This window comes from Achromobacter sp. GbtcB20 (assembly GCF_019091095.1).
Taxonomy (GTDB): Bacteria; Pseudomonadota; Gammaproteobacteria; order Burkholderiales; family Burkholderiaceae_B; genus Achromobacter; species Achromobacter mucicolens.
Genome location: NZ_JAGXJZ010000552.1, coordinates 1 through 269 on the forward strand (window position 1 = coordinate 1; position 269 = coordinate 269).

Consider the following 269-nt stretch of genomic DNA (forward strand, 5'->3'; position numbering starts at 1 on the left):
CGCGGGATGGGAAACGCCGCGACGCCGGGCCTGGCCGCGGTCGAGCCGGTCGAAGGCGAGGCCGGGCCAGACGAAGCCTGGGTGATCCTGAAGCCCTACCAGGAGCAGGGCGGCGCCGACAGCGGGCCGGGCGCGCGGCGCGACCAGCCGGCGCACCTGAAACTGCGCTTTGCCCGCGTCGACGCCGGCGCCGGCGTGCCCGGGCGCAGCGTCGTCTTCATGGAGGACGTGAGCGCCATCGAAAACCAGGCGCAGCAGCTGAAGCTGGC

At 74.3% G+C, this 269-nt stretch carries 1 pseudogene; it reads left to right on the forward strand.

Annotated features, from left to right (window positions below):
- Positions 1-269: pseudogene (locus tag KVT32_RS30185) on the forward strand (two-component sensor histidine kinase); the annotation flags it as partial.